Consider the following 19,474-nt stretch of genomic DNA (forward strand, 5'->3'; position numbering starts at 1 on the left):
TCGCCGGACCGCGAGCCGGACGCCTAGCCGGACCGCGACCCGGACGCCTTGGTTACCCCATCCGGGCGCTAACCAGCCAGGGTCGGCCTGGTGAGGATCTCCGCCCCATCGTTGGTGATGGCGATGGTGTGCTCGCTGTGGGCTGTCCTGCACCCGGTGGCGCTGCGGAGCGTCCAGCCGTCGGCATCCGTGACGAGCTGCGCGGTATCCGCCATAACCCACGGTTCCAGTGCCAGGAGCAATCCGGGGCGCAGCTTGTAGCCGCGTCCGGGCCGCCCCATGTTGGGGACGTGCGGCTCCTGGTGCATGGTCGATCCGATGCCGTGGCCACCGAATTCCGTATTTACCGGGTAGCCGGCCTCGCTGAGGACTGACCCCATCGCGTAGGAGAGATCACCGATGCGGGCCCCCGGCCGGGCTGCTGCGATGCCGGCATTCAAGGCGCGTTCGGTCGCTTCGATCATGGCCACGCTATCGGCGGGCTTGGCGTCGCCAACGATGAAACTGATGGCGGAGTCCGCGGCGATTCCCTCCAGGGAGACGGCCAGGTCGAGTGTCAGCAGGTCACCGTCGGCAAGTGCGTAGTCCCGCGGCAGTCCGTGGAGGACGGCGTCGTTGACGCCGGTGCAGATGTAGTGGCCGAATGGTCCGCGCCCGAAGGACGGGGCATAGTCGACGTAACAGGACACGGCTCCGGCCTCCAGGATCATGTCCTTGGTCCATGAATCGATGTCCAGGAGATTGGTGCCCACGGTGCAGCGGCCCTTGAGGGTGTGCAGGATATTGGCCACGAGGGCGCCCGAAGCCTTTGCCCTGAGCAGTTCGTTGGCGCTGAGGATCTCGATCATGAGCAGCCTTTCTGTTGTGAGTCCAATAACTATCCCGGCCATATTATCCCGGTATTACAATTGGAGCCATGGTCAGGTTGCCTCTTACACCCGCAGAGGCCGAGCGTGGACAACGTCTCGGCTCATTGTTGCGCCGCGCACGGGGCACGCGCTCCATGTTGGAGATCGCCCTTGATGCCCGTGTTTCCCCGGAGACGCTCCGCAAGATCGAGTCCGGAAGGGTAGCCACCCCCGCCTTCCCCACCGTGGCTGCGATTGCCGATGTCCTGGGCCTGTCCCTGGATGAAGTCTGGGCGGAGATCAATCAGCCCGACGCCGGCACGGACCCAAGCGCGCCGCGCCGCAGCGCGCGCGAGTTCCTGGCTTCCTAAGTTTGGTCCGGGCGTTTTGGCCGTGCCCGTACGTGCATGCGCTCGCCTTGCTGGCCGAAAAGGGTCAGAAGCTCCACTGGCTCTGACGTGGCGCTGGCGAACCAGTGCGGGGTCCGGGTGTCGAACTCCGCTACTTCGCCGGGTTTGAGGATGAAGTCGTTCCCGCCCAGGACCAGCCGCAGCTTCCCGTTGAGAATGTACATCCAGTCGTAGCCCTCGTGGGACTGCGGCTGGGGGATCTCTTTGCCAGTGCCGCTTTTCAGCACCATCTTGAACGCTTGGATCCCGCCGGGCCGGCGCGTGAGGGGGAGTGCGGTTCCCCAATCGTGGACATGGGGCTTGAGGTGGATGCGGGGATCGCCGGTTTCGGGGGCATCGATGAGTTCCTCGAGGGGCACCTGGTGAAGCCGCGCTATCGGGAGTAAAAGTTCAAGGGTGGGCTTTCGTTGCCCGGACTCAAGCCGCGACAACGTACTGACCGAAATGCCGGTCCCCTCCGAAGCTTCCGCAAGGGTCAGGTTGCGCTGGGTCCGCAGCGCACGAAGGCGAGGTCCGACGGCGTCGAGCATGGAACTGAAGTCTTGGCTCATGGACCAAGTTTGCCATAGCAGCAAAATTCTTTGCTGATTTCCCGAATGCTGTCCAACCATGGAGGGAGCGGCACAGGGCTGCGAGGGATTCTGGAGGCGAAGTGAGTAAAGAACACCACATCAAGGGGTACGACGTCGTGGTCATCGGAGGTGGCGCAGCTGGCTTAAGTGCCGCCGTCACGCTAGGCAGGGCTCTGAGGTCGGTGCTGGTAATCGACGCCGGTGAACCCCGGAATGCTCCTGCGGCCGGGGTCCATGGCTTCCTGTCCCGGGACGGCATCAGCCCCAAGGAACTCCTGGAGTTCGGGCGCGACGAAGCGCGTAGCTACGGAGTGGAAGTCATCCCGGGCGTCGCCGTTGCGGCACGTTCGACGGCGGCAGCAGGGGATGGCGCCCAACCCGCCTTTGAGGTGGAGCTGGGGAACGGGCGCACAGTCACAGCGCGGCGTCTCCTGGTGACTACCGGGCTCACTGATGTGCTGCCTGACATTGAAGGCATCGGTGAACGCTGGGGTCGGGATGTCCTGCACTGCCCTTACTGCCACGGTTGGGAAGTAAGGAACAAGGCGATCGGGATATTGGGGACCGTTCCGATGGCCCTGCACCAGACCATGCTTTTCCGGCAGTGGAGCCCGGATATCACCTTGTTCCTCAACGACGTTGTGGAACCGACGGATGAAGAGTGGGAACAGCTTGCCGCACGCTCCATCAACGTTGTGGAGGGCAAAGTGCGCTCACTTGAAATCACGGATGACGCCGTGAGCGGGGTGGTCCTGGCCTCTGGCAAGGTCCTTCCGGTGGAGGCCGTGGTGACGGGCACCAGGATGGAGGCCCGGCCCGGGGTGCTGGAGTCCCTGGGTGTCCAGCTGGTGGAGCACCCCATGGGCGTAGGGCGGCATGTCGAAGTGAATCCCCTGGGAGGCGCCACCTCGGTGCCGGGCGTGTGGGCGGCAGGGAACGTCGCCGACCTCATGGGGCAGGTCATGGCATCCGCCGCTTCGGGCGTCATGGCTGGAGCGGCGATCAATGCCCACCTCGTGGCCGAGGAAACACGGCTCGCAGTGGAAGCGGCCCGGAAAAATAGTGGTCGACGTTCGGCTTAAGTGCGGGGATCATTAAAGGATCGCCACTAAAGGAGGTTGGCATGTGCTACGCGTACTATGACGACTTCGAGCGGCGCACGAAGAAGGACTCCGCGCGCAAGCCCGAGACCCGCACCACAGAGGCAAAAGAGCCTGCTGCCCCGGCGGACACCCGCCCAGGGACGGAAGGCACGCTGTGGACTTTCCTGGCACGTCGTCGCAGGGAGCCTGAGGTTTACGAACCGAAGGTGGACCGCATCCACGAGAAAGTCTAGGGATCACTCCCGGACTGGAACGAGCACCGAATCCACGCAAAAGGCGCCGGGACCCCGGCGCCTTTTCCATGGGCTCCCAGGTCAGTTCTCCCCGGGCTGGTCCCGTTCGGTTGTGCCCAGGTACTCCAGGGCGGCCGTAACCAATGCTTCTGTTCCCTTGGCCAGCGTGGGCTGGATCAATGGAGCGAAGTAGGGGGAGTGGTTGGATGGAATGTCCTCTGGGAGCCGCCCTGTGGTGGCCCACTCCCTGAACAGTGCAGGGTCGGCGCCTCCAAGGAACCAGAACACCAAAGGTGCATCGGCGCCTTTTGCCAAGGCTCCGACATCTTCGCTGCCCGAGACCGGGCCGGGGTCGATCACCTGTGCCGTGCCGAATTTGGCCTTGAATGCTGCCGTGATTCTGCCTGCAGCCGATTCGTCATTGACGGTGAGGGGAAAGTGCTCCTCGAAGTGGATCTCCGGATCCTTCGGAGCACCGGAGGCTGTTGATTCCCCCTGGACGATGCGCTCAATGGATCCGAGGATCTTGTCCCTGATGGAATCGCTGAAGGTGCGGACACTAAGGCCCAGGGTGGCGGTCTCGGGAATGATGTTGTTTTTTGTCCCGGAATGGATCTGCCCAACGGTTACCACCGCCGAGTCACTCGCCGCGAGCTCACGCGAGACAATGCCCTGCAAGCGGACCGTGGCAGCTGCTGCCATGAGGACAGGGTCAACGGTGGTTTCAGGGCGGGAGCCGTGTCCGCCGCGTCCGTGCAGGGTGATGTTGAGGGAGTCGGCGGAGGCCATGGTGACGCCGGAGCGGATGCCGAACCAGCCGGCGGGGAATGGGGCGACATGCTGGCCGAGTACGACGTCGGGCTTCGGGACGACGTCGTACAGGCCGTCCGCCACCATCGCGTTCGCTCCGCCGCCCCATTCCTCTGCGGGCTGGAAAACGGCGATCAACGTGCCTTGCCACTGGTCGCGTTGCCCGGCAAGCGACTCCACAGCACCCACCAGGCAACTGACGTGGACATCGTGGCCGCATGCATGCATGACGGGAACGTCGTTGCCCGTGTGGTCGACGCCGACGGCGGTGCTTGCGTAGTCCAGTCCGGTGGATTCTTTGACGGGCAGGGCGTCCATGTCGGCCCGGAGCATGACCACCGGCCCTGGTCCGTTGTGAAGCACACCCACCACACCGGTCTGGCCGATGTTGCGGTGGACCGTGAAGCCAAGGTTTTCCAGGTGTCCGGCGGCGATTCCCGCTGTCCTGGTCTCCTGGAAGGATAGCTCCGGGTTGGCGTGCAGGTCTTTGTAAAGCTCTTCGAGGTCAATGGTCATGGGTCTACCCTCTTCGTTCGACGCCTTTGGTCCGGCCAGTGTATCCACCGGCGGTGTGCGAAACCTGAGTGTGCGAGGCCTGTGTGCGAAGACCGAACACTCACGGCACACTGGATGGCATGACGAATACCGCAGCCGCCACGACCCAGCAGTCCACCGTCGAGGACTGGACCAAGGCCCTGGCGGAGTCGAAGGGTTCGCCCGGGGGTGGTGCCGGTACGGGTGTCATGCTCTCGATCGCGGCCGCTTTGACGTCCATGGTTGCCGGGTATACGGAGCCTGAAGACCACCAGCGCGACGAACTTTCCGGCATTCATGCCCGCGCCCACGAGCTGCGGAAAACTGCCCTGCAGCTCGCGGACGACGACTCCTCTGCCTCCAATGCTTTTGGGGCTGCGTTCCGACTGGACCCCGGCCCGGAACGGGAAGAGGCGATTCATCAGGCGTCGGTTGAGGCGGCCAAGGCTTCGGCCGTCCTGGGGGAGCGGGCCATCGACGCCATCGAAGACCTTGGCTGGCTCGCTTCCCATGGAAACCCGGCCCTCATCGCCGATGTCGTGGTTGGCTTCGGTGCGCTGCGGGCGGCGATAACGGGTGCGCGGACCAACGTGAGCTTCGACCTCGCGTCCCTGACCTCCGCAGGGACTCCGCTTGAGGAGGTCAGGGAGCAGCATCCGGACCTGTGGACGACGGTCAGCCTGCTCAGCGACGCGCTGGAGCGGATCGACCAACTGGCTGCCGGCGTCGACAAAAAGGCCGCACCTACCGAAGCGGTGTAGTCCCTATTTCGCCTTGGGCACCTTGCGGAGTACGACGGCGGCCATCACTGCCGCTCCGGCCATCAGTACCAGCCCAATCGCCGCAGTGATGTGGACGCCGGAGTCGAATGCTGTCCGGGCGGCTGTGGTCAATGCCTCGGAGAGCTCGGCGGGAAGGCCGGAGGCTGCGTCGACGGCACCGGCCAGTGTTTCCCCGGACTTCCTTGCGGCTTCTGCGGAGACACCGTCGGGAACGACGAGGTTGTGCTGGTAGGACGCTGTGAGGATGGAGCCGAGCACGGCAGTCCCCAACAGCGATCCCAATTCGTAGCCGGTCTCGGAGATGGCCGAGGCCGCTCCGGACTTGTCCGCCGGAACCGATGACAGGATCAGATCATTGGAGATGGTCTCCGCCGCGCCGACCCCGATAGCGAGCACAGTCAGGGCGGACAGGAGGAACACCGGTCCGCTGCCATGGTTGCCTGTGACGGCCACCAGGTACCCGATGGCGCTGAGCGTCAGTCCGCCGGCCACGACGAAGCCGGGCCGCACGCGCTTGACCAACGGCACCACCAGCAGCCCGGCGATCACGGTGGCGAGGAGGGCGGGGATCATCGCGATGCCGGCTTCCATGGGGGACTGCCCTTCGACCAGCTGCAGGTGCTGGGCAAAGAAGTAGATGAAGCCCGTCATGGAGAACAGGGATAGTACGTTGGCCACGATGGCCGTGCTGAACACCTTGTTCTTGAACAGGGCCACATCCAGCATGGGGCTGTCGATGCTCTGTTGGCGACGAACGAACACAATGCCCATCACCAGTCCGAAGCCCATGAAAGCAGCGGCCGGGGCCCCGAAGCCGTGGACCGCGAATTCCTTGATGCCGTAAACGAACGGCGCCATGGTGACCACGGACAGGACGATGCTGGGTACGTCGACGCGGCCTGGGTTGGCGTCCTTGGATTCAGGAATCAGTACCCGGCCAAATGCCAGCAAAGGCAGGAGCAGGAATGCTGCCACCAGGAAGACGGCGCCCCACCAGAAGTGTTCCACAAGCCAACCGCCGAAGATGGGGCCCAGGGCGGCGCCGCCGGAGAAGCCGGCAGCCCACACAGCGATCGCGAGCCTGCGCCGGTTGGGATCGGTAAAGATGTTCCGGATCAAGGACAACGTTGAGGGCATCAGCATGGCGCCAAAGACACCAAGTGCGGCGCGTCCGGCAATCAGCCACTCAGCGGATGGCGCGAATGCTGTAGCAGCCGAAACCGCAGCGAAGCCCGTGCTGCCGATCAGGAGCAACCGGCGTCGTCCGATCCTGTCGCCCAAGTTGCCCATGGATACCAGAAGTGCCGCCAACACCAGCGGATACGCGTCAACGATCCACAGGAGCTGGATGCCGCCGACATCCAAGGATCGGGCGATTTCGGGCAGGGCAAAGGTGAGCGCGGTGTTGTCGACGGCCACCAGCAGCACAGGGAACATCAGCAGTGCCAGGGCCGTCCAATCGCGCCACGGTGCAGCCTGCCCCTTGACGGGGTTGACGGAACGGGGTGCGTGGGTTGAGGACGGCGAGAACATGCCCTAACTATACCGTCCAGACGGTACAGTTACAAATGCAAGGACTGCACAGCTTTAGGGAATGATGTACACATGCCACGAAAACCAGTTGCCCGGGACGCCGTCCTGGATGCCTTCGAAGCCCTCCTCATAGAGGTAGGGGAGCGGGCAGCCACTCTTGACGCCGTCGCCAAGCGGGCAGGCGTCTCCAAAGGTGGCCTGCTGTACCACTTCCCCAACAAGGAAGCCCTGATCAGCGCTCTGCTCGAACGCCTGGATGAACTGGCGGAAGAGGACATTGTGCGGATGAAGGCAGCGCCGGACGGAGCCGCCTCGTACTTCATCCGGACCTCGCTGTGGGGCGGCACGCCCATGGACAGGGCTTTCGTTGCCGCCACCAGGCTCGCCGAAGTGGCCCACGAGGAAACGCGGCGGCGGTTTGCCGGCATCCAGCAGCAATGGCTGGATGTCCTGGCCGAGGACGTGGGGCCGGAGGTCGCCAAAGCCGTCAGCTACATGGGTGACGGGCTGTATTTCAACGCCATGTTCGAAGGCGGACAGGAGGGCGGGAATGCGGGCCGGGAGGCCGACGTCGAAATCCTGTTGGGCGTGCTGGACCGTCTGCGGAAGTGACGCTTCTTCCATTTGCCGCAGCGACCTGCACATAGGACAATTAACTCTTGTGGTGTGTCCTGTGTGGGCGCCCATGCACAATTGAACAAGCCTTTGATCTGCGGCGGGAGAGTCCTGCAAGCACGTGATGCAGGCGCCGTAGGAGCAAACCCTCCCCAGGAATCTCTCAGGCCCACGCACCGCCGCGGCGAGGCAACTCTGGAAAGCAGCAGGCGACCGTCCCAGGTTGTTGTGCTCACCGACGGTGCAAGCGATTCGTTGTTCGGACAAGTCGCGGAAACTCTCAGGTCCAATACAGAGCGGGGAGGAACCCGAGCCGCTGTGGCGTACCCAAACGCCACCCAAGTATTGGAGTTCCTTCGTGACGGTTAGTTCTGCCTCCACCCCCTTCGTCGATCGGCATATCGGCGCCCGCCGCCAGGCCGACATTGAGACCATGCTCAAGACCGTCGGTTACGACTCCGTGGATGCCCTCGTGGACACCGCGGTTCCCAACGACATCCGCCAGGACATTGCCCTGACCCTGCAGGACGCCCTGTCAGAGGTCGAGGTCCTGGCAGAACTGCGCAAGCTGGCCGCCAAGAACAAGACCGCCGTGCAGATGATCGGCCAGGGCTACTACGACACCATCACGCCCCCGGTGATCCGCCGTAACATCCTCGAATCCCCGGCCTGGTACACCGCCTACACGCCGTACCAGCCCGAGATTTCCCAGGGCCGCCTCGAAGCGCTCCTGAACTTCCAGACCATGGTCCAGGACCTCGTTGGCTTGCCCATCGCCAATGCCTCCCTGCTGGACGAAGCAACGGCAGTCGCTGAAGCCGTTCTCATGATGCGCAGGGCCAACAAGAACAAGGCTGCCCAGGATGGCAAGACCGTCCTCGACGCCGACTGCCTGCCCCAGACCATCGCCATCGTGAAGGGCCGCGCCGAGGCACTCGGCTTCGAGGTTGAGGTCGCGGACCTTTCCCTCGGCCTGCCGGAAGGTGCCATCAACGGCGTCGTCCTCCAGCAGCCCGGCGTTTCCGGTCGTGTTTTCGACCACTCAGCCGTCATTGCCGAGGCGAAAGAGCGCGGCGCGCTGGTCACCGTCGCTGCGGACCTGCTGTCCTTGACCCTCATCACCCCTCCGGGCGAGCAGGGCGCCGACATCGCCGTCGGTTCTGCCCAGCGCCTGGGTGTTCCGCTGTTCTTCGGTGGCCCGCACGCCGCCTACATGGCAGTCCAGAAGGGCCTCGAGCGTTCCATGCCGGGCCGCCTGGTGGGCGTTTCGAAGGACGACGCCGGTGTCCCCGCCTACCGCTTGGCGCTGCAGACCCGTGAGCAGCACATCCGCCGCGAGAAGGCCACGTCCAACATTTGTACGGCTCAGGCCCTGCTGGCCATCGTTGCCTCGATGTACGCCGTCTATCACGGCCCGGAGGGCCTGAAGGCGATCGCTGAGACCGCCCACAACCACGCCCGCACCCTGGCCGCCTCCCTGAAGGCTGCCGGCGTCGAGGTCCTGCATGGCTCCTTCTTCGACACCGTCACGGTTCGCATTCCCGGCCGCGCCGCAGAGATCGTGGCAGCGGCCGAGGCCCGCGGGATCAACCTGCGCGGCATCGACGCGGACACCGTTGGTATTTCCGTGGACGAAACCACGACAACTGACGTTGTCGGCCGTGTCCTCGACGTGTTCGGCGCTTCCGTGGTTGAGGCCGTGGAGGGCTTCGCCCTTGTCGGTTCGGTTGAGCGCACCAGTGAGTTCATGCAGCACCCGGTGTTCAACACCCACCGCTCCGAAACCCAGCTCCTGCGCTACATCCGCAAGCTCTCGGACCGCGACCTTGCGCTTGACCGCACCATGATTCCCCTGGGTTCGTGCACCATGAAGCTCAACGCGACGGCCGAGATGGAAGCCATCTCCTGGCCAGAGTTCGCCTCGATCCACCCGTTCGCTCCGGATTCCCAGACGGCTGGCTGGCGTGAACTCATCGCTGACCTGGAATCCCAACTGACCGAGATCACCGGCTACGACCAGGTCTCCATCCAGCCGAACGCCGGTTCCCAGGGTGAGCTCGCGGGCCTGCTGGCCATCCGCGGCTACCACCTCTCCAACGGCGATGACCAGCGCAACGTCTGCCTCATCCCGGCCTCCGCCCATGGCACCAACGCCGCCTCGGCAGTGCTGGCCGGCATGAAGGTCGTGGTCGTGGCCACCGCTCCCGATGGCACGATCGACCACGTCGACCTGAAGGCCAAGATCGAAGCCAACCGCGACGCCCTCTCGGCGATCATGATCACCTACCCGTCCACGCACGGTGTCTACGACGCCGATGTCCGCGAAGTCTGCGACGCCATCCACGAAGCCGGTGGCCAGGTGTACATCGACGGTGCCAACCTCAACGCGCTCGTTGGCCTTGCCCAGCCCGGCAAGTTCGGCGGCGACGTGTCCCACCTGAACCTGCACAAGACCTTCTGCATCCCGCACGGCGGCGGCGGACCCGGTGTTGGTCCCGTTGCAGCCAAGGCACACCTGGCGCCGTTCATGCCCGGTGACGCAGCGTCCTGGACCGAAGGCAATGACGTTCCGATTTCGGCGTCCCGCTTCGGTTCGGCCGGTGTCCTCCCGATCTCCTGGGCCTACGTGAAGCTCATGGGAGGCCAGGGGCTCACGGAAGCCACCAAGTCCGCGTTGCTGGCTGCGAACTACATCGCATCCCGCCTCAACGACCACTTCCCGGTCCTCTACACGGGCGAAGGCGGACTCGTGGCCCACGAATGCATCCTGGACCTCCGTGAGCTGACCGCGAAGACCGGCGTTACCGCTGAGGATGTTGCCAAGCGACTGATCGACTTCGGCTTCCACGCTCCGACCCTGGCGTTCCCGGTTGCCGGCACCCTCATGGTGGAGCCCACGGAGTCCGAGGACCTCGTGGAGATCGACCGCTTCATCGAGGCCATGATCACCATCCGCAAGGAGATCGACCAGGTTGCTGCCGGCGACTTCTCCGTGCAGGACTCCCCGCTTCGCCGCGCGCCCCACACGGCAGCCGCCGTCGTGAGCTCCGACTGGGACCGCGCGTACCCGCGTGAGCAGGCCGCCTTCCCGGTCCACCACCTCAAGCAGGACAAATACTTCCCGCCCGTCGGCCGCATCGACGGCGCAGCCGGAGACCGCAACCTGGTCTGCTCCTGCCCGCCGATCGAAGACTTCGAGAACTAAGGACTGGTCATGACAGGGAAATACACCGCCCTCTACGAAGAGCACAAGAAGCTTGGCGCGTCGTTCACCGATTTTGGTGGCTGGCAGATGCCGCTGAAGTACACCTCCGAGCTAGCCGAACACCACGCCGTCCGGAAGTCCGCAGGCCTCTTCGACCTCTCCCACATGGGCGAAGTCTGGGTCACCGGCCCGCAGGCCGCCGGGTTCCTCGACTACGCCTTGGTGGGCAAGATTTCCGCCATGGCCGAAGGCAAGGCCAAGTATTCGTTGATCTGCCAGGAAGACGGCGGCATCATCGATGACCTGATCGTCTACCGCCGGGGTGCGGAGAAGTTCCTGGTGGTGCCGAACGCCGGCAACGCGGCAGTTGTTGCTGCGGAACTCCTGGTGCGTGCAGCCGGGTTCGACGTCGTGGTTGAGGATGCCTCCTCCGAGACCTCGCTCATCGCGGTCCAGGGCCCTCTTGCTGAAGCCATCCTGTTGCGCCTGGTTCCGGCTGACCAGCACCAGCTGGTCACGGAACTGAAGTACTACGCCGCCGTCGAGGTCACCTTTCTCGTGGCCGGCAGTGGCCAGGACCTGCTCCTTGCACGCACCGGTTATACCGGCGAAGACGGCTTTGAGATCTTCGTCCCCAACGAGTCCGCCGCCGCGCTGTGGCAGGCGATCACCGCCGTCGCCGAAGAGGGCGAGCTGGTTCCGGCGGGCCTGGCCTCACGCGACTCCCTGCGCCTGGAAGCGGGCATGCCCCTGTACGGCAACGAGCTTTCCCGCGAAGGCAATCCCTTCGCTGCCGGACTTGGGCCCGTTGTGGCACTGTCCAAGGAAGGCGACTTTGTTGGCAAGGATGCACTCGCTGCTTTGAAGGCCTCCGGTGCGGGGATCTCCACTGGCCGCAAGCTCGTTGGCCTCAAGGGCCTTGGACGCCGCGCCGGCCGCTCGCACTACCCGGTGACGAAGGACGGAGCCGTTGTTGGTGAAGTGACCTCCGGCCAGCCGAGCCCGACCTTGGGGTACCCCGTGGTGATGGCGTACGTCGACGTAGCTTATGCCGAGCCGGGAACTGCCCTGGACGTGGACCTCCGCGGCAAGTCCGAGCCCTTCGAAGTCGTCGCCCTGCCGTTCTACAAGCGGTCCCGCTAAGCAGTTTTGTCCATACAACGTAAAGGAAACAGAATGCCCAAAGTAGCGCCCGAACTTCAGTACTCCGACGAACACGAGTGGGTCTCCCGCGGCGAAGGGAACTCGGTGTCCGTTGGCATTTCCGAGGTTGCCACCGACGCACTGGGCGACATCGTGTACGTCGACCTGCCCGAGGTCGGCTCCACCGTGACCGCCGGCGAGACCTGCGGCGAGGTGGAGTCCACCAAGTCCGTCTCCGACCTGTACTCGCCCGTCACAGGTGAGGTCACCGAGATCAACGACGCCGTTGTTTCCGATCCCGCCCTCATCAACAACGACCCCTACGGCGCCGGCTGGCTCTTCAAGGTGGCTGCCGAGTCCGACGGCCCGCTGCTCTCGGCCCAGGAATACGCCTCCAAGAATGGTGGCGACCTGGCCTAGTTGCCAGCGGCCCGGGTCCGGCACTGGACATACGGGCGTAGCGTGGTTTGTAGTAACTGAATAATTTGCGACGCCGGGTTGCCGCCTTTGGGGGCCATCCGGCGTCGCGCTTCGGTCGTCTTTCGCCACAAGCGGGGGAGGCCATCCGGCAGGACGATCTGCCGGACCGATTCAAGCTGTATAAAAGGGATCCCGGCTATGGCTGTTGGTGTTTTCGATCTGTTCTCTGTGGGCATTGGCCCGTCAAGCTCGCACACTGTGGGGCCGATGCGTGCCGCCGCGGTGTTTGCCGAAGAGTTGAAGGACAGTGATGTCCTGGGCTCGGTGGCGTCATTGCGGGTGGATTTGTATGGTTCCTTGGCCGCGACTGGGCGGGGCCACGGGACGATGACTGCTACGCTGCTGGGCCTTGAGGGCTACCACCCCGAGCTGATCCTCCCCGAAGAAGTGGAGGAACGCCTGGCCGCCATCGCCGAAACGGGTGTGTTGAACCTTGCCGGTGCCTCGGGCGAGGGCGTGGAGCTGCCGTATGCGGTGGAGGATATGGTGTTGCATCCGTTGACGGTGTTGCCGCGGCATACGAATGGGATGAAGTTCGTGGTCTCTGATGCTGAGGGGAACGTGCTGAGGGAGGCGACGTTTTTCTCGGTTGGTGGCGGGTTCATTGTCCGTGAGGGTGAGGAGAGCACGGCCCGGGTGGAGTTGGAGGAGTCCAAGGCGGAGTTGCCGTTGCCGTTCCGGACGGCGGCGGAGTTGTTGGGCCGGTGCGCGTCCAAAGGCTTGGGCATCAGCGACATCATGTTGATCAATGAGCGGGCGTCCCGGTCGGAGGAGGAGATCCGGGAGGGTCTGCTGCATATTTGGTCGGTGATGGAGGCCTGTGTTGAAACGTCCCTGAAGCGTGAGGGTGTGCTGCCCGGGGGCTTGCGGGTCCGTCGTCGTGCTCCTGATTGGTTGGAGCGGTTGTTGAAGGAGGACAAGGACCGGAACGATCCGAAGTATTGGCAGGAGTGGGTGAACCTGATCGCGTTGGCGGTCAATGAGGAGAACGCGTCCGGTGGGCGGGTGGTGACGGCTCCGACCAATGGTGCGGCGGGCATCATCCCGGCGGTTCTGTACTATGCGTTGAATTACGCTCCGGGCATGGATCAGGCGACCCAGGCTGATAGGGATGATGTGGTGGTGCGGTTCTTGCTCGCTGCGGGTGCGGTGGGGGTTTTGTATAAGGAGCAGGCTTCGATTTCGGGGGCTGAGGTGGGGTGTCAGGGTGAGGTTGGTTCGGCGTCGTCGATGGCTGCTGCGGGGTTGGCTGAGGTGATGGGTGGTTCTCCGGCGCAGGTGGAGAACGCGGCGGAGATCGCGATGGAGCATAACCTGGGGTTGACGTGTGATCCGATCGGTGGGTTGGTGCAGATTCCGTGTATTGAGCGGAACGCGATTGCTGCGGCGAAGGCGATCAACGCGGCGAAGATGGCGTTGTGGGGTGATGGGACGCACCGGGTGTCGTTGGATGAGGTGATCGTGACCATGCGGGAAACGGGCAAGGACATGTCCCATAAGTACAAGGAAACAGCGATGGGCGGCCTCGCCGTCAACGTCGTCGAATGCTGACTCTGTTCGCTGTCAGTCCCTAGTGCCATGCTGTATCCATGAGCGGGGGATATGACAGGGATTTCTTGCGGGCACGCGTCGAGCTGCCCAGTCCGTCGGCAACGACGATTCTGTTGGATTACACCCACTTCTCCGTACGTTTTCGGGCAGCCCGGAAGCTTGCAGCGATCGTGGGCGTCAACATCAGCGGCAGCGAACTGAACCCCCTGGCACGCGAGGGAACCTGGCACTTTGACGATCGGGTTCCCAAGGAGCAGCAGGCAGGCCCCGACGTTTACAAGAACAACGCCTTCGATCGTGGGCATCTGGTTCGGCGTCTGGATCCGGTCTGGGGGGATCAAGCGACGGCAAAGAAGGCCAACCAGGACACCTTTGTCTTCACGAACGCGGCCCCACAGGTTGATGACTTCAACCAAGGCAAGGAACTCTGGGTCGGGTTGGAGGACCACGTCCTGGAGCACGCCGACACCTTCGATGCCAAGCTCAGTGTCTTCACCGGGCCGGTCCTCCTGGATGACGACCCTCCCTACCGTGGCGTCCAGGTGCCGAGGAAGTTCTGGAAGATCGCCGTGTGGACCAACGACGCGAAACTGGGAGCTGCCGGCTTCATCCTTGACCAGTCGCCGTTGCTCGGCAAAGTAGAGCTCAAAAAAGCCATCACCGAGCGGTTGCTCGACGGCGAACCACCCCCGCTCGGTCCCTTCCGGACGTTCCAGGTTCCCATCGGAGAAATCGCAGACCTCACTGGGCTGAGCCTCAACCGCCTCACGAACGCCGACCGGCTTGCCAGCGGCCAGCGCGAGCTGGGTAAGGCCCCGAAGGCGATTCGGCTGGAGAGTATGGAGCAGATCCGGTTGTAGGATGCTCGAGGAATCAGCCGGGACTTTGGGTCAGGATGGGGAGGGGCCGTGGGGGACGAAACCGCGTGGAATGTCAGCGATAGTCGCGTCATCGTCAGGGACAAATGGATTTCTTTGCGGGCCGACGACTGTGTGACGCCATCCGGCGTCGTCGTGGCACCGTATTACGTTCAGGAAAACCCGGAATGGGTTTCCGTTTTTGCCCTGGATCGGGCCCGGAATGTGGTGCTGATCCGTGAGTATCACCACGGTGCAGGAATAGTCGCGCTTGGGTTGCCAGGAGGCGCTGTGGAGCCGAAAGACAGTTCTTTCGATGACGCTGTGAGGCGTGAACTCCGCGAGGAAACGGGATACGAAGCCGGAGAGCTGCACAGCCTCGGATACTCCTGGGCCAACTGGAACAGTCAAAGCAACCGGGTCCACTTCTACCTGGCCCTGGACTGTGAGCCCACTGCGGATCCCAGCCCGGATGAAGCAGAAGACATCGCCATCTCTCTTCTGCCGGTGGGCGAATTTCACCCGGGAATGTTGGGCCAGGGCTATCACCGGCTGAACGCGTACATGGCTGATGAACAGTTGGGTTCCCGGCCAACGTCCTGAGGTGCGCAGCGGGCCCGTGACCCGCCTGTGGAATGAAGATCACGGCGTTCCATGAGCTGGTCCACGCGGCGCCACTGAGCCGCGTCCTCCCATGACCGATAGACTTGGGGCTGCATGTCCGCATGCGCACCTGCTTTGAACACTGCACCAAAACCCTGAGATTGGACACGGCCACCTTGCGAGAATTTACCGCCCGCTTTGCCACTGCCGAGGAAATCGATAACTGGGACAAGCACGTCACTGCCAACCCGAACGGTGGCAACATGCTGCAGTCGGATGCCTACGCAGCAGTCAAGGACGGCAACGGCTGGCTGGTCCGCCGCCTCGTCGTCGAGACCGCCGACTACGCCAGCTACAACCTTTTGCTGGAAAAGAAGTTCCCTGTCCTCGGCCGGCTCTGGTACCTGATCAAGGGCCCCGACGCCGAGTCCGTCGACGACATCAAGCCGATGCTGGACGCCGTCGCCACTTTGGCGAGCGAGCAGAAGCTGAACGTCTTCACCATCAAGATAGAGCCCGACGTCGTGGAGTCACCTGAGGTGACTGGGCAACTGAGGGCGGCTGGCCTGGTCAAGGCCCCGAATATCCAGTCGAACGACTTCACCGCCATACTCGACATCTCGGCCCCCGCCAACGAGGTCCTGCGGAGCATCTCATCCCGCGCGCGCAACGCAGTCCGCCGGGCGGAGCGTGAGGGCTGCGAGGTCATCCAGGAAGAAGCAGGCGAGGACACTTACCGCAAGCTCTACGCCCTCATGCAGAACACGGTCAATGCCAAAGGCGCCATGCCTCTGCGGAGCTACGAGTACTACGCCACGTTCTGGGGCGAATTCAGCAGCAGGGGCCAAGGGCAGTTCTTTTTCGTTTACGAGGACGGCCAACCGAGCGTCGGTGCGTTCGTGATCAACTACGGGGCCAAGGCCACCTACAAAGACGGCGGCTCCACCCAGAACCGTAAGCAATATGGTGACTCGCATTTGGTCCAATGGGCAGCGATCCAGCGCATGCAGGAGCTGGGGTGTGTGGAGTACGACTTCTGCGGCACACCGCCTTCTGCAAGCATCAAGGACAAGTCCCATCCGTTGTACGGACTGGGATCGTTCAAGACCAGTTTCACCAAGACCGTCACTGATTTTGTGGGCTGCTATGACCTCGTGCTGGGCCCGGTGCGGTACAAGCTGTGGCTCAAGGGCGCGGAGAAAGTGTTCAGGAGGCTCGAAACCATGCGTACCGGGGGCCAGTTCTACTGACAGGCAGCCCGAGCCAGCAAGCCAACGAACAGGCCCGCCCCGGCCACCAACGGGCGCAAATCTAATCTAGGTGAGGTAATTTCTTTGACTCCGATCGAGGCTGGAACCGACATGGAATTCGTGATTCTCAGCGACGCTGATTTCGAGACGTTCGCCAAGGGACACCCGCAGGGCAGCTTCATCCAGTCCATGGACCTGACGCGTTTCCAGCGAGCCCGCGGGCAGGAGGTCGAGCTCTTTGGCGTGACCCGCGGGGGGAGCCTCATTGCAGCGGGCAAGCTGACTTACACGTCCAACCGCGTCGGCTACAAAACCGCCGACTGTGCCAAGGGACCACTGATGGACTACAGCGACCCCGCGGTGGTTCGCTTCGTCGTCGAGCAGTTGAAGAAGCACGCCGCAACGAAAAAGGCGGCGGAGCTGCGCATCTCGCCCAACGTGAAGTACATCGCCCGTGACGAGGACGGTGCCGAGCACCCGGAGATCGAAGACAACCGACCGCTGTTGAAGGAACTCGAAGGACTCGGCTTCCAGCACCAGGGTTTCGATATGAACTTCGCGAACATCAACTGGATGTTCATCAAGACCCTGGACGGGGTCGCGGATGCCGAAGAGCTCATCATGGGCATGAACTACCGCACCCGCAAGGCCATCCGAAAAGCGGAGAAGAACGGCGTCTACCTGGAGCAGGCCACGCTGGAAACGCTGGACGATTTCTACAACGCGCTCAAGACGGCCGGTGACGAAAAGGGCTTCACCTACCGCGAACGCGGGTACTACGAGCAACTGCTCCGCAACACCTCCGATGAGTTCACCAAACTCATGATGGCCAAGATCAACATCCCCGAGTACCGGGCATCGATCACCGAGCGCCTCGAAGCGGAGTCCAAGACACTGGCCGACCTCAAGCGTGAGGTCGAGGAAACCGGCAGCAAGAAGAAGGCCAACCGCGTCAAAGTGGTGCAGGACCTTGTGGACAGCTATGAGCGCAGCCTCAAGGATATTGAGCGCTTCCCGGACTCCGTTGGCGTGGCAACAGTCGCTGCCATCCACTTTGCCTGCTCCGGCGACGAACTCACCTGCGTAATCGGCGGCACGGTCCAGGACTACATCTACTTCAACGGCGCAACGTCCCTCTACTGGGGCATGATGCTGCACGCGCTGAACAACGGCTACTCCCGCTACAACTTCTACGGAACCTTCGGAATCCAGGGCCAGGACGAGACCGGTCACGGCGGATACGAATTCAAGAAGGGCTTCGGCGGCGAGGTAGTTCAGTTGCTGGGTGACTTCGTTGCTCCTGTCAGCCCTGTGAAGTACACGGCGTACCGCGTGGCCAGGAAGCTCGCAGGGGCCGCCCAGACAGTACTGGGACGATTGCCACTTGGGAAATTGCCGGTAGTTGGAAAACTCCGGGGGAACCGCTGATCACAACAAGGCACAGGAGGAGCACCGCGTGACTGAACGCCCCGATGGGGCCGGCAACAGGCCCCACACCGACGGGTTGCCGAAGACTCAACCATTGCGTCCGTCGCAGGTACGGCAGAACGTCAACGCCAAACGCATGCTCATGCGCCTGGTGCAGGGTGACAGCCCGCCCACGGCCCCCATGAATATCGTGGACCGGCTTGCGGGAAGTCCCTACGCCAACCCCACCATCCAAGTGGTGGGCGTTGATGCCTCGGCCCGGAAAACCATCGACTTCGCGCTGCATTTGGCCGAGGTCATGTTCCGGTACGGTGCGGGTGCCTTGGAAGTCGAGACGAGCATGATTGCTGTCACCGCGGCGCTTGGCTTGAAGAACGTGGAGGTGGACATCACCAACCAGTCGGTGGCCATCAACTACGCGCCCAAGGACCAAACCCCCATTACGCTGCTGCGTGTGGTGCGCTCCTGGACCAATAACTACGCAGGTTTGGCGCAGGTCCATCAACTGGTCACGGACATCGTTGCCGGGGGAGTGGGGCGCGACGAAGCCGTCCGCAGGCTTAACGACATCATCCGCAGTGCAAAACCCTTCCCACGGTGGATGGTCACGATTGCATTCGGTATTTTTGCCGCGGTCTTCGTTGGCGTGCTGGGTGGGGGAATTGGCGCCTCGGCGGTGGCCTTTGCGTCCAACATCGTCATCAGCCTGCTCTCGCGTCAGCTCGCACGATGGCGCACGGCCGACTTCTTCAACACCATGGCCTGCGCCTTCTTCGTCACCTTTGTTGCCCTGATGCTGCGCTGGGCGGGGGTGGAAATAGCGCCATCCATTGTGGTGGCGGGCGGGATCCTGCTGCTGCTTCCGACCGGCCGCCTGGTGTCATCGGTCCAAGATGCAATCAACGGCTTCCCCGTGACCGCCGCAGGCCGGTTCCTTTCCACGCTGCTGACCTTCGGCGCGATAGTCGCGGGCATCGGCGTCGCCGTCGTGGTCGGAACGCTCATGGGCAGCACGGTCCTGGACGTCACGCAGACTTTCCCCGACGCCTACCCGTTGTGGGGCCAAGCCATCCTGATAGCCATCGCGGTGGTCGCGATTGGCGTCACCGAGCAGACCCAAATGCGGTTGCTGCTTCCGACGGCGGCAGTGGGGTTAGTGGGCTTCTTCGTTTTGTGGGGGGTCGGCCAAGCCGGCCTTGGCGACCGTCTGTCGCCCGCCGTCGCCGCCGTCGTCATTGGCCTGTTGGCCCGGGTAGTTGCGCTGAAGCTGGGTGCTCCCCAGCTGGTGGTAGCCGTGCCGGCGGCGTTGATCCTGCTTCCTGGGCTGACGATTTTCCGCTCGATGTATGCCTTGACCGTCGAAGGCGGAGACATTCTGCTTGGCGCCGGCGGCATGCTCAACGCAGGAGCGATCGTGCTCGGTGTTGCGGCTGGAATCGTGCTCGGCGACAACCTTGCGCGGCCACTGACGAAGGGCCTGTCCAGCAACGAACGCCGGAGGGTTCGCCGACGCTAAG

18 protein-coding genes and 1 riboswitch are annotated in these 19,474 nt (G+C 63.3%); of the genes, 14 read left to right on the forward strand and 4 right to left on the reverse strand.

Translation table 11 applies throughout. The annotated features are described in order from the left end of the window. Positions 1–68: 68 nt before the first annotated feature. Positions 69–848, reverse strand: coding sequence for a type I methionyl aminopeptidase (gene map, locus PQ627_RS17020; protein WP_274262644.1), 780 nt, complete (start codon positions 846–848; stop codon positions 69–71). Between the two features lie 68 nt (positions 849–916). On the opposite strand from map, the gene PQ627_RS17025 reads away from it, so the two are divergent. After that, complete coding sequence (locus tag PQ627_RS17025) at positions 917–1,219, forward strand: helix-turn-helix domain-containing protein (RefSeq protein ID WP_144662755.1); 303 nt, start codon at positions 917–919, stop codon at positions 1,217–1,219. On the opposite strand, the gene PQ627_RS17030 is transcribed toward PQ627_RS17025, so the two are convergent. Then, positions 1,216–1,809, reverse strand: a complete 594-nt coding sequence (locus tag PQ627_RS17030) for a helix-turn-helix domain-containing protein (protein ID WP_274262645.1) — start codon at positions 1,807–1,809, stop codon at positions 1,216–1,218. The two genes, PQ627_RS17025 and PQ627_RS17030, sit on opposite strands and share 4 nt — an antisense overlap. Before the next feature lie 101 nt (positions 1,810–1,910). On the opposite strand from PQ627_RS17030, the gene PQ627_RS17035 reads away from it, so the two are divergent. Together PQ627_RS17035 and PQ627_RS17040 are read left to right on the forward strand one after the other, a co-directional pair. Then, positions 1,911–2,912, forward strand: a complete 1,002-nt coding sequence (locus PQ627_RS17035) for an NAD(P)/FAD-dependent oxidoreductase (RefSeq protein ID WP_274262646.1) — start codon at positions 1,911–1,913, stop codon at positions 2,910–2,912. Between the two features lie 41 nt (positions 2,913–2,953). After that, entirely contained in the window at positions 2,954–3,166 is a 213-nt protein-coding gene (locus PQ627_RS17040) for a hypothetical protein (protein WP_274262647.1), read from the forward strand. A gap of 81 nt (positions 3,167–3,247) precedes the next feature. Here PQ627_RS17040 and PQ627_RS17045 read toward each other — a convergent pair whose 3' ends face one another. Then, positions 3,248–4,492, reverse strand: a complete 1,245-nt coding sequence (locus tag PQ627_RS17045; RefSeq protein WP_274262648.1) for an amidohydrolase — start codon at positions 4,490–4,492, stop codon at positions 3,248–3,250. A gap of 119 nt (positions 4,493–4,611) precedes the next feature. Here PQ627_RS17045 and PQ627_RS17050 point away from each other — a divergent pair, with 119 nt between their 5' ends. Next, positions 4,612–5,271 carry a cyclodeaminase/cyclohydrolase family protein gene (locus tag PQ627_RS17050; RefSeq protein WP_274262649.1) on the forward strand — a complete coding sequence of 220 codons (660 nt, stop codon included), beginning with the start codon at positions 4,612–4,614 and terminating at the stop codon, positions 5,269–5,271. A 3-nt stretch (positions 5,272–5,274) separates the two neighbouring features. Here PQ627_RS17050 and PQ627_RS17055 read toward each other — a convergent pair whose 3' ends face one another. Then, on the reverse strand, positions 5,275–6,825 hold the full coding sequence (locus tag PQ627_RS17055; RefSeq protein ID WP_274262650.1) for an MFS transporter: 1,551 nt from the start codon (positions 6,823–6,825) through the stop codon (positions 5,275–5,277). Positions 6,826–6,897: 72 nt separating this feature from the next. Here PQ627_RS17055 and PQ627_RS17060 point away from each other — a divergent pair, with 72 nt between their 5' ends. The 10 genes from PQ627_RS17060 to PQ627_RS17105 all read left to right on the forward strand — a co-directional run bounded on the left by PQ627_RS17060 (position 6,898) and on the right by PQ627_RS17105 (position 19,473). After that, positions 6,898–7,437 carry a TetR/AcrR family transcriptional regulator gene (locus tag PQ627_RS17060; RefSeq protein ID WP_274262651.1) on the forward strand — a complete coding sequence of 180 codons (540 nt, stop codon included), beginning with the start codon at positions 6,898–6,900 and terminating at the stop codon, positions 7,435–7,437. 94 nt (positions 7,438–7,531) lie between these two features. Next, positions 7,532–7,629, forward strand: a riboswitch (glycine riboswitch). Between the two features lie 169 nt (positions 7,630–7,798). After that, positions 7,799–10,645 (forward strand): aminomethyl-transferring glycine dehydrogenase, encoded by a 2,847-nt coding sequence (gcvP, locus tag PQ627_RS17065; protein WP_274262652.1) that lies wholly within the window; start codon positions 7,799–7,801, stop codon positions 10,643–10,645. 9 nt (positions 10,646–10,654) lie between these two features. Continuing rightward, entirely contained in the window at positions 10,655–11,788 is a 1,134-nt protein-coding gene (gcvT, locus tag PQ627_RS17070) for a glycine cleavage system aminomethyltransferase GcvT (protein ID WP_274262653.1), read from the forward strand. 33 nt (positions 11,789–11,821) lie between these two features. After that, positions 11,822–12,208: a glycine cleavage system protein GcvH gene (gene gcvH / locus PQ627_RS17075; RefSeq protein WP_144662734.1), complete on the forward strand. Its 387-nt coding sequence runs from the start codon at positions 11,822–11,824 to the stop codon at positions 12,206–12,208. Positions 12,209–12,406: 198 nt separating this feature from the next. Further along, positions 12,407–13,819 (forward strand): L-serine ammonia-lyase, encoded by a 1,413-nt coding sequence (locus PQ627_RS17080; RefSeq protein ID WP_274262654.1) that lies wholly within the window; start codon positions 12,407–12,409, stop codon positions 13,817–13,819. A gap of 38 nt (positions 13,820–13,857) precedes the next feature. Then, on the forward strand, positions 13,858–14,679 hold the full coding sequence (locus tag PQ627_RS17085) for a DNA/RNA non-specific endonuclease (RefSeq protein ID WP_144662730.1): 822 nt from the start codon (positions 13,858–13,860) through the stop codon (positions 14,677–14,679). 48 nt (positions 14,680–14,727) lie between these two features. Then, positions 14,728–15,279 (forward strand): NUDIX hydrolase, encoded by a 552-nt coding sequence (locus tag PQ627_RS17090; protein ID WP_274262655.1) that lies wholly within the window; start codon positions 14,728–14,730, stop codon positions 15,277–15,279. 161 nt (positions 15,280–15,440) lie between these two features. Further along, positions 15,441–16,529 carry a lipid II:glycine glycyltransferase FemX gene (locus tag PQ627_RS17095; protein ID WP_274262683.1) on the forward strand — a complete coding sequence of 363 codons (1,089 nt, stop codon included), beginning with the start codon at positions 15,441–15,443 and terminating at the stop codon, positions 16,527–16,529. Positions 16,530–16,640: 111 nt separating this feature from the next. Further along, on the forward strand, positions 16,641–17,957 hold the full coding sequence (locus tag PQ627_RS17100) for a peptidoglycan bridge formation glycyltransferase FemA/FemB family protein (RefSeq protein ID WP_274262684.1): 1,317 nt from the start codon (positions 16,641–16,643) through the stop codon (positions 17,955–17,957). 28 nt (positions 17,958–17,985) lie between these two features. Next, positions 17,986–19,473: a threonine/serine ThrE exporter family protein gene (locus PQ627_RS17105; protein ID WP_144662726.1), complete on the forward strand. Its 1,488-nt coding sequence runs from the start codon at positions 17,986–17,988 to the stop codon at positions 19,471–19,473. The last annotated feature ends 1 nt before the right edge of the window (position 19,474 follow it).

Source organism: Paenarthrobacter sp. AB444 (genome assembly GCF_028736865.1).
In the GTDB taxonomy this organism is placed as follows: domain Bacteria; phylum Actinomycetota; class Actinomycetes; order Actinomycetales; family Micrococcaceae; genus Arthrobacter; species Arthrobacter nicotinovorans_B.

Excerpts from the sequence above, each read along its gene's own strand:
- map (WP_274262644.1), bottom strand. The coding sequence starts at position 848 with ATGATCGAGATCCTCAGCGCCAACGAACTGCTCAGGGCAAAGGCTTCG.
- PQ627_RS17025 (WP_144662755.1), top strand. The coding sequence starts at position 917 with ATGGTCAGGTTGCCTCTTACACCCGCAGAGGCCGAGCGTGGACAACGT.
- PQ627_RS17030 (WP_274262645.1), bottom strand. The coding sequence starts at position 1,809 with ATGAGCCAAGACTTCAGTTCCATGCTCGACGCCGTCGGACCTCGCCTT.
- PQ627_RS17040 (WP_274262647.1), top strand. The coding sequence starts at position 2,954 with ATGTGCTACGCGTACTATGACGACTTCGAGCGGCGCACGAAGAAGGAC.
- PQ627_RS17045 (WP_274262648.1), bottom strand. The coding sequence starts at position 4,492 with ATGACCATTGACCTCGAAGAGCTTTACAAAGACCTGCACGCCAACCCG.
- PQ627_RS17050 (WP_274262649.1), top strand. The coding sequence starts at position 4,612 with ATGACGAATACCGCAGCCGCCACGACCCAGCAGTCCACCGTCGAGGAC.
- PQ627_RS17055 (WP_274262650.1), bottom strand. The coding sequence starts at position 6,825 with ATGTTCTCGCCGTCCTCAACCCACGCACCCCGTTCCGTCAACCCCGTC.
- PQ627_RS17060 (WP_274262651.1), top strand. The coding sequence starts at position 6,898 with ATGCCACGAAAACCAGTTGCCCGGGACGCCGTCCTGGATGCCTTCGAA.
- gcvT (WP_274262653.1), top strand. The coding sequence starts at position 10,655 with ATGACAGGGAAATACACCGCCCTCTACGAAGAGCACAAGAAGCTTGGC.
- gcvH (WP_144662734.1), top strand. The coding sequence starts at position 11,822 with ATGCCCAAAGTAGCGCCCGAACTTCAGTACTCCGACGAACACGAGTGG.
- PQ627_RS17080 (WP_274262654.1), top strand. The coding sequence starts at position 12,407 with ATGGCTGTTGGTGTTTTCGATCTGTTCTCTGTGGGCATTGGCCCGTCA.
- PQ627_RS17085 (WP_144662730.1), top strand. The coding sequence starts at position 13,858 with ATGAGCGGGGGATATGACAGGGATTTCTTGCGGGCACGCGTCGAGCTG.
- PQ627_RS17100 (WP_274262684.1), top strand. The coding sequence starts at position 16,641 with ATGGAATTCGTGATTCTCAGCGACGCTGATTTCGAGACGTTCGCCAAG.